This window comes from Streptomyces recifensis, assembly GCF_002154615.1.
Taxonomy (GTDB): Bacteria; Actinomycetota; Actinomycetes; order Streptomycetales; family Streptomycetaceae; genus Streptomyces; species Streptomyces griseoluteus.
In genome coordinates, this window is sequence record NZ_MUNH01000212.1 from 1 (window position 1) to 7,972 (window position 7,972).

Here is a 7,972-nt window from a genome sequence, read left to right on the forward strand (position 1 = left end):
TCACCCTGGCCACCACCGACCCCGCCGCCTATGTACGCGCCCTCGCGGGCGCGGGGGCCGCCGCGGAACTCACCGCGCCGGGCGGCCTCGGCGACTTCGGCTGGCTCCTCCAGCCGGCCGGGCTGCCCGAACCGCCCCTGTGACCTACTTGTCGATGTCGCCCACGACGAAGAACAGCGACCCCAGGATCGCCACCATGTCGGAGACCAGCGTCCCCGGCAGCAGCTCGCCCAGCACCTGGATGTTGTTGTACGAGGCCGACCGCAGCTTCAGCCGGTACGGCGTCTTCTCGCCCTTGCTGACCAGGTAGTAGCCGTTGATGCCGAGCGGGTTCTCGGTCCAGGCGTAGGTGTGCCCCTCGGGCGCCTTCAGCACCTTGGGCAGCCGCTGGTTGACCGGGCCGGGCGGCAGCTCCGCGAGCCGGTCCAGACAGGCGTCCGCGAGGTCGAGCGCGTTGTGGGTCTGCTCCAGCAGCACCTCGAAGCGGGCCAGGCAGTCGCCCTCGGTCCGGGTGACGACCTTCAGGGTGTCCTGGAGGTCCCCGTAGGCGAGGTACGGCTCGTCGCGGCGCAGGTCGAAGTCGACGCCCGAGGCGCGCGCGATGGGCCCGCTCACGCCGTACGCGTGCACGGCCTGAGGGGTGAGCGCGCCCACGCCCCGCGTACGCCCGCGGAAGATCTCGTTGCCGAGGACCAGGTCGTCGAAGACGTCCATGCGGGAGCGGACGGCGGCCACCGCGTCCCGCGCGCGGCCGGTCCAGCCGTCGGTGAGGTCCTCCTTGAGGCCGCCCACCCGGTTGAACATGTAGTGCATGCGCCCGCCGGAGACCTCCTCCATCACGTTCTGCAGCACCTCGCGCTCCCGGAACGCGTAGAAGACCGGCGTGATCCCGCCCAGCTCCAGCGGATAGGAGCCGAGGAACATCAGGTGGTTGAGCACCCGGTTCAGCTCGGCGAGCAGGGTCCGGGTCCACACCGCGCGCTCGGGCACCTCCATGCCGAGCATCCGCTCGACGGCGATGACCACGCCCAGCTCGTTGGAGAACGCCGACAGCCAGTCGTGACGGTTGGCCAGCATGATGATCTGCCGGTAGTCACGGGCCTCGAACAGCTTCTCCGCGCCCCGGTGCATATAGCCGATCACCGGCTCGGCGCGCTCGATGCGCTCGCCGTCCAGCACCAGCCGCAGCCGGAGGACGCCGTGCGTGGAGGGGTGCTGGGGGCCGATGTTGAGCACCATGTCGGTGCTCTCGGCGGCACCGCCGATCCCTACCGTGGTCTCCGTGGCAGTCATGCGTCCCAGTCTCCCCTACGCGCGCGTGCGCGACGGAAACGGGCGGCGCGGGTCAGGAGGCCGCGCTGCGCAGCCCCTCCACGTCGATGTGCTCCGTCTCGTCGTGCGCGGTCAGATCGATGACCTGGCCCACGTCGTAGGTGCCGGCGGGCTTGTAGGCCGTCCCGGCGTCCGCCTTGTGCAGGGCGAGGGCCTCCTGCCCGACCACGTCGGCCAGATCCTCGTTGCGCACGTCCAGCGCCGCCGAGGTGTCCTTCTGCGTGCCGAAGAAGTCGAACCCGCCCTCGACCAGCGGGCGCCGGGAGGGCGCGGCCGGCACGACGGCGACGGCGGTCGGCACGGTGAAGTGCCCGGCGGGCCGCTGCCCGGTGGACGGGGCGGGGACCACGGCCGTTTCGGCGGTGTGCGCCTGGGCCTCCTCCGGCGTCTCGCCGGGGGTGGTGTGCGCCTCGGTCACTTCGCCTTCGGCGTCCACGGGTCCCAGACCCTCGGCGGCGGTGTCGTCGGCCCCGGTACCCGCGCTGTCCGGATCTCCTTTGGCGACGGCTTCCACCTCGGACCCCGCCTCGGCCTCTGACCCGGCCTCGGCCTCGGTCTCGGGCTCCTCCGCCGACCGCTCCAGCCGCGCCAGCGCGGTCGCGGCCTTCAGGTACAGCTCCTTGGCAGAGACGGCCTCGGCGGCCCGGGGGGTCTCGGTGGTGTCCACCGCGGCCTCCGCGCTCGGCCCGGCCGGCAGCGCGAGCGCGCCGGACTCCGGCGCCGCCTCGATCTCCAGCAGCCGCCGCCCCTCCAGCGCGCTGGCCCGCTCGGTCTCCGCGGTGGCGTACCGGCGCAGCAGGGAGGCGTGTTCGTTGCGCAGTCCGGCCAGTTCGGCGCGCTTGGCCCGCAGGCGCCGCTCCAGCTTGGCGCGCAGCTCGCGCGACTCCTCCAGGTCGGTCTCCAGTTCGGCGACCCGTTCGTCGTACCGCCATTCGTCGCTGACCCGCGCGCGGGTCAGCTCGGCGACCTGCTTGCCCGCCTGTGCGTCCCACTGGCGCATCACGACCGCGCCGCCGACCGCCGTGAGCGCGGCGACGCCGGCCAGGGCGCGCACCACCCCGAGGGAGGAGAACACCCAGGGCGCCAGCGCGCAGACGACGGCGACACCGGCGATCGCGGAGGGAGGCAACAGCCGGTGCAGAGGCGGTGAATGGCGGTGGCGTCCACGTGGCATGGCCAGAAACTTACCGCGCGTAGGCGCCTCATGGGCCCCCGAGGCCCAAAAATCCGGCCACGGCAAGGGCTTCACGGGGTATCAGCACCTCCGGTTCAACGGTCGCTGAGCTGCCCGCTGAGCCACTGGAGGGCGGGCGGAACCTCGCGCCGCCAGGTGTTGAAGTTGTGTCCGCCGCTCTCCAGGATGATGGAGGAGATCCTGGTCCGGCCGGTGGCGCGTACCTCGTTCACGAACCTGAGCGTGTCCTGGTAGTTGTGTTCGCCGATCTTGCTGCTGGTGACGAGCAGGGAGGTGTCGGGGGCCGGTTCGTGCGCGAGCAGCCAGTGCAGATCGGCGTGATCACGCAGGCTGCGGTCGCCGTGGAAGAGGTCGCCGGTGGTGGGGTCGACGGGCGCGGTGTAGTACGCCGACAGGCCGGCGCCGGCCGCGTAGACGTCCGGGTGGCGCATGGCGAGCTTGAGGGAGCAGTAGCCGCCGGTGGAGTCGCCGATGATGCCCCAGCTGCCGGGGCGGGCCCCGGCCCGGTAGTGCGCGAGGACGGCCTCGGGAAGGTCCTTGGCGAAGAAGGTCTCGGTCTGCGGGCCCTGCGGGATGTCCACGCACTCGGTGTCGCGCGGGGGCGCCACGGTGGGCCGCATCATCACCAGGATCATCGGCTGCGCCCGCCCGTCCTTGGCCAGCCCCCGCGCGACCGCCGGGTACTTGAGCTTGGTGACGAGCGCCTGCGCGGTGCCGGGGTAGCCGGTCAGCACCACCGAGACCGGGAACGTACGGGTACGGAACCGGGCCTGGAAGTACTCCGGGGGCAGATAGACGTAGGCCGGGGTGGCGATGCGGGAGACCCGGCCGACGATGTCGACCTTCTGGACCTCGCCCACCGCCGAGGCCCGCGAACCGGCGTCACCCGGCGGGGCCTTGATGCTCACCACCCGGAGCGGGCCACCCGCGCCGGTGGCCGTCGCCGACTGGTCGACCAGAACGCCCTGCGCGGTCTCCCGGCCGAGCAGGTCGTCCCAGCCCGCGTAGAAGCCGAAGCTCTGGTTGGCGGCCACCCCGAGGGAGCAGATGAGCGCCAACTGGGTGGCGAGCAGCAGGCCGATCCGGCCACCGAGGGCCGCCCAGCTCCGCCGGGCCAGACGCGGCCACAGCCACAGCGTGGCCCCGAACAGCACCACGGCGACCGCCACCGCCAGCACCAGAAGTGAGTTGCTCGTGAGACCCATGGCTGTTCCTGCCTGCGCTTTCCGCCTCGGACCCCGTGCCGTGGCACGGACTTGCCCCAGGCTTTCCTTGACCTTTGACCCGACTTTCCGGAGCGGGAGGAACCTGTCTCCCCAAGACACCGTCCTAGAGGGCGCAATGTCACCGGATGCCCGATCGGCACCGGGTTTCAAGGTCTCTCGCAGAGCTACGGGATGCGATGTCTGTCAGGATAGATGGGGAATTGTCAGGCGGGGTTCCGCGGGGTTCGAACCGGGCGCGGCGCATACTGCGCGGCCCCCGCGCCGAGGCCGTCCCCGCCCTGATCGGCCGGGCGTGCGCCCTCGTCGGCCTGCTCGACATCGCGGCGGGCGTGTTCCCGCGCTTCCGTCACAGCCGTATGCACGCGATCGCGGAGGCGCTGCCCGGCTCCTTCGGGCCGTTCGCCGCGGCCCTCTCGCTCAGCGCGGGCGTGCTGCTGCTCCTGCTCGCGCACGGGCTCAAACGCCGCAAGCGGCGCGCCTGGCGGGCCGCCGTCGTGCTGCTGCCGGCCGGCGCGGTCGCCGAGTTCGTGTACCGGCACTCGCTGCTCGGTGTGCTCATCTCGGTCGCGCTCCTGGTGCCGCTGCTGCGCCACCGCACCGAGTTCGGCGCACTGCCCGACCCGCGCAGCCGCTGGCGGGCCCTGGCCAACTTCGTCCTCATGAGCGCGGGTTCCCTCGTCCTCGGACTGGTCATCGTCAGCGTCCACCCCGACCGGACTCTCGGCGACCCGAGCCTGGCCGATCGGCTGACCCACGTCGTCTACGGCCTGTTCGGCTTCGAGGGCCCCGTCGACTACCAGGGCAGCACCTCCTGGACGGTCGCCTTCTCCCTCGGCGCCCTCGGCTGGCTCACCGCCGTCACCACCAGCTACCTCGCCTTCCGGCCCGAACACCCCGCCGCCCGCCTGACCGAGGAGGACGAGGCACGCCTCCGGGACCTGCTGGCCCGGCACGGCCGCCGCGACTCCCTCGGCCACTTCGCGCTGCGCCGGGACAAGGCCGTGGTCTTCTCCCCCAGCGGCAAGGCCGCCGTCACCTACCGGGTCGTCTCCGGCGTGATGCTGGCCAGCGGCGACCCCATCGGGGACGTGGAGGCGTGGCCCGGCGCCATCGAGCGCTTCATGGACGAGGCCAAGGCCCACTCCTGGACCCCCGCCGTCATGGGCTGCTCGGAGACGGGCGGCGAGGTGTGGACCCGTGAGACCGGCCTGGACGCCCTGGAGCTGGGCGACGAGGCGGTGGTCGACGTCGCGGATTTCTCCCTCGCCGGACGCGCGATGCGCAATGTGCGCCAGATGGTCAAGCGCATCGAGCGGGCCGGCTACGAGACCCGCGTCCGGCGCGTCCGTGACCTCTCCGACGGCGAGCTGGAGCGCGTGCGGCTGGCCGCCGAGGACTGGCGGGGCACCGACAACGAGCGCGGCTTCTCCATGGCCCTCGGCCGCATCGGCGACCCCGCCGACGGCGACTGCCTGATCGCCACCGCCCACAAGCAGGACGACACACCCGGCCCGTACGGCGATCTGAAGGCGATCCTGCACTTCGTGCCGTGGGGCGAGGACGGCGTGTCGCTGGACCTGATGCGCCGTGACCGGCTGGCCGACCCCGGCATGAACGAGCTGCTCATCGTCGCCGCCCTCCAGGCCGCCCCGAAGCTCGGCATCGCCCGGATCTCGCTCAACTTCGCCATGTTCCGCTCCGCCCTCGCGCGCGGCGAGAAGATCGGCGCCGGGCCGGTGCTGCGGGCCTGGCGGGGGCTGCTGGTGTTCCTCTCCCGCTGGTTCCAGATCGAGTCGCTGTACAAGTTCAACGCCAAGTTCCAGCCCCGCTGGGAGCCCCGCTTCGTGGTCTACCGTGCCTCCGCCGATCTGCCCCGCATCGGCTTCGCCGCGATGCAGGCCGAGGGGTTCGTGGACCTCGCGCTGCCGCTGCCCCGCTTCCTGCGGCGCCGCCGGAACGCCGCCGCGCGGCCCTGCGCGCACCGCTCCCACGAGCACGGCGTGCGGGCCGCCTGACCCGGCCGGACCAATCCCGCGCAGCTCGCGCGGAGGGCCGCGCAGGCCCCGGACCGCCTTGCCGAGGCGGTCCGGAAGAGGCCGTTCCGTACCGACCCGCGCACCTTCGCCGTGCACCTCGGGGCCTACGCTGAACGTATGAAGAACCTCAGCGGGCGCGGCGAAGTGGCGGGTCTTCCGACGTGGGACCGCTGCGCGGTCATGGGCGTCGTCAACGTCACCCCCGACTCCTTCTCCGACGGCGGCCGCTGGTTCGACACCACGGCCGCCGTCAAGCACGGGCTCGACCTCGCTGCCGAGGGCGCCGATCTGGTCGACGTCGGCGGGGAGTCCACCCGGCCCGGCGCGACCCGCGTCGACGAGGCCGAGGAACTTCGCCGCGTGGTCCCCGTCGTGCGCGGGCTGGCCGCCGAGGGCGTGACGGTCTCCGTGGACACCATGCGCGCGGCCGTCGCCGAGCAGGCGCTCGCGGCGGGCGCCGTCCTCGTCAACGACGTCAGCGGCGGCCTCGCCGACCCCGCGATGCTGCCCGTGGTCGCACGGACCGGCGCCCCCTTCGTGGTCATGCACTGGCGCGGCCTCCTGGAGGGCGGCAACGTCCGGGGCGTCTACCAGGACGTCGTCACCGAGGTCTGCGACGAGCTGCACGCCCGCGTGGAGGCCGTCCTCGCGGCGGGCGTCGCCCCGGAGCGCGTCGTCGTCGACCCCGGCCTCGGCTTCTCCAAGGAGGCCGAGCACGACCTCGCCCTCCTCGCCCACCTCGACCGGCTCCGCGCGCTGGGCCACCCCCTCCTGGTCGCCGCCTCCCGCAAACGCTTCCTCGGCCACGTCCTGGCGGGACCCGAGGGCCCCACCCCGCCGGCCCGCGAACGCGACGCCGCCACCGCCGCCGTCTCCGCCCTCGCCGCCCACGCCGGCGCCTGGGCCGTCCGCGTCCACGAGGTGCGCGCCACGGCCGACGCGGTCCGCGTGGCCCGCGCGGTGGAGGGCGCCCGGTGAGCGCCGCGGACGTGGACGTCGAAGAGGTGTCCGCCGCCAACACCTCCTTCTACGAGGCGATGGAGCGCGGCGACTTCGAGGAGGTGGCCGGGCTCTGGCTCGCCCCCGCCGACCTGGGCGTCGACGAGGAGTACCACGACCCCGCCGACACCGGGGTCGTCTCCTGCGTCCACCCCGGCTGGCCGGTGCTCACCGGGCGCGGCGAGGTGCTCAGGTCGTACGCGCTGATCATGGCGAACACCGACTACATCCAGTTCTTCCTCACCGACGTGCACGTCTCCGTCACCGGGAACACCGCGATCGTGAGCTGCACCGAGAACATCCTCAGCGGCGGGCCGGCGCCGGAGGAGGGCGAGGAGCTGGGGCCGCTGGTCGGACAGCTCGTCGTCGCCACCAATGTGTTCCGGCGCACCCCCGAGGGCTGGAAGCTGTGGTCCCACCACGCCTCCCCGGTCCTCGCCACGTCCGAGGACGACGAGGAGGACGAGGAAGGCGGCGACGAGGGCGTCGGGCCGGACGACGGCACGCTGGCCTGAGCCGTGGTCGGAATCACGTTCGCCGGGGTGAATGCGGCTACCACCGCCGGCCCGGCCGGTCCCTTCCAGGTGGACACCTGGGCGAACGCCCGGTGAACCCTTCCGGTACCGGCACCGGGCCGCGCCCCCGTGGCCCGGTGCTGTCCGTGCGCGCAGGTAGATTCGTTCAGGGCCGGTATGCCGCCCGAGCGCGGCAGCGACCGGCCGTTCCCGACGATTGCAGGAGTGATTCGCGTGGATCGTGTCGCGCTGCGGGGCCTGAAGGCCCGTGGGCACCACGGGGTGTTTCCCAAGGAACGCGAGGAGGGCCAGACCTTCATCGTGGACCTCGTCCTGGGTCTGGACACCCGCCCGGCCGCGGCCGACGACGACCTCACCAGGACCGTGCACTACGGCATCGTGGCCGAGGAGGCCGTCGCCGTGGTCGAGGGCGAGCCGGTCAACCTGATCGAGACCCTCGCCGAGCGGATCGCGCAGACCTGTCTGAAGCACGACGGGGTCCAGGAGGTCGAGGTCTGCGTCCACAAGCCGGACGCCCCGATCACCGTCCCCTTCGACGACGTGACCGTCACCATCCTCCGGAGCCGAGCATGACCCGCCCCTTCAGCAAGGGTCACAGCGACCCGACCGTCCAGCCGGTGCCCGCGTCCGTCGTCCAGCAGGTCGACG

At 72.7% G+C, this 7,972-nt stretch carries 7 protein-coding genes and 1 pseudogene; 5 read left to right on the forward strand and 3 right to left on the reverse strand.

Going from position 1 to position 7,972, the window contains the following annotated elements:
* A pseudogene (locus CCN33_RS33760) lies at positions 1–143 on the forward strand (SAM-dependent methyltransferase); the annotation flags it as partial.
* A 1-nt stretch (position 144) separates the two neighbouring features.
* On the opposite strand, the gene CCN33_RS12765 reads toward CCN33_RS33760, so the two are convergent.
* The 3 genes from CCN33_RS12765 to CCN33_RS12775 form a co-directional block, all read right to left on the reverse strand.
* Positions 145–1,293, reverse strand: a complete 1,149-nt coding sequence (locus CCN33_RS12765) for an NADH-quinone oxidoreductase subunit D (RefSeq protein WP_086693747.1) — start codon at positions 1,291–1,293, stop codon at positions 145–147.
* 52 nt (positions 1,294–1,345) lie between these two features.
* Entirely contained in the window at positions 1,346–2,506 is a 1,161-nt protein-coding gene (locus tag CCN33_RS12770; protein WP_208621735.1) for a hypothetical protein, read from the reverse strand.
* A gap of 95 nt (positions 2,507–2,601) precedes the next feature.
* Positions 2,602–3,732: an alpha/beta hydrolase gene (locus CCN33_RS12775; protein ID WP_086693748.1), complete on the reverse strand. Its 1,131-nt coding sequence runs from the start codon at positions 3,730–3,732 to the stop codon at positions 2,602–2,604.
* A 221-nt stretch (positions 3,733–3,953) separates the two neighbouring features.
* Between CCN33_RS12775 and CCN33_RS12780 the strand changes: the two genes are divergently transcribed.
* From CCN33_RS12780 to folB, 4 genes are all read left to right on the forward strand, one after another.
* Positions 3,954–5,768, forward strand: a complete 1,815-nt coding sequence (locus tag CCN33_RS12780) for a phosphatidylglycerol lysyltransferase domain-containing protein (protein ID WP_086693749.1) — start codon at positions 3,954–3,956, stop codon at positions 5,766–5,768.
* A gap of 138 nt (positions 5,769–5,906) precedes the next feature.
* Positions 5,907–6,767, forward strand: a complete 861-nt coding sequence (gene folP, locus CCN33_RS12785; protein WP_086693750.1) for a dihydropteroate synthase — start codon at positions 5,907–5,909, stop codon at positions 6,765–6,767.
* Complete coding sequence (locus tag CCN33_RS12790) at positions 6,764–7,303, forward strand: nuclear transport factor 2 family protein (RefSeq protein ID WP_086693751.1); 540 nt, start codon at positions 6,764–6,766, stop codon at positions 7,301–7,303. The genes folP and CCN33_RS12790 overlap by 4 nt, the downstream gene beginning before the upstream one ends.
* 234 nt (positions 7,304–7,537) lie before the next feature.
* Positions 7,538–7,897, forward strand: coding sequence for a dihydroneopterin aldolase (folB, locus tag CCN33_RS12795; RefSeq protein WP_086693752.1), 360 nt, complete (start codon positions 7,538–7,540; stop codon positions 7,895–7,897).
* Positions 7,898–7,972: the final 75 nt, after the last annotated feature.

What these genes read in the sequence shown, in the direction of transcription:
- CCN33_RS12765 (WP_086693747.1), bottom strand. Translation starts at nt 1,293, where the DNA reads ATGACTGCCACGGAGACCACGGTAGGGATCGGCGGTGCCGCCGAGAGC.
- CCN33_RS12770 (WP_208621735.1), bottom strand. Translation starts at nt 2,506, where the DNA reads ATGCCACGTGGACGCCACCGCCATTCACCGCCTCTGCACCGGCTGTTG.
- CCN33_RS12775 (WP_086693748.1), bottom strand. Translation starts at nt 3,732, where the DNA reads ATGGGTCTCACGAGCAACTCACTTCTGGTGCTGGCGGTGGCGGTCGCC.
- folP (WP_086693750.1), top strand. Translation starts at nt 5,907, where the DNA reads ATGAAGAACCTCAGCGGGCGCGGCGAAGTGGCGGGTCTTCCGACGTGG.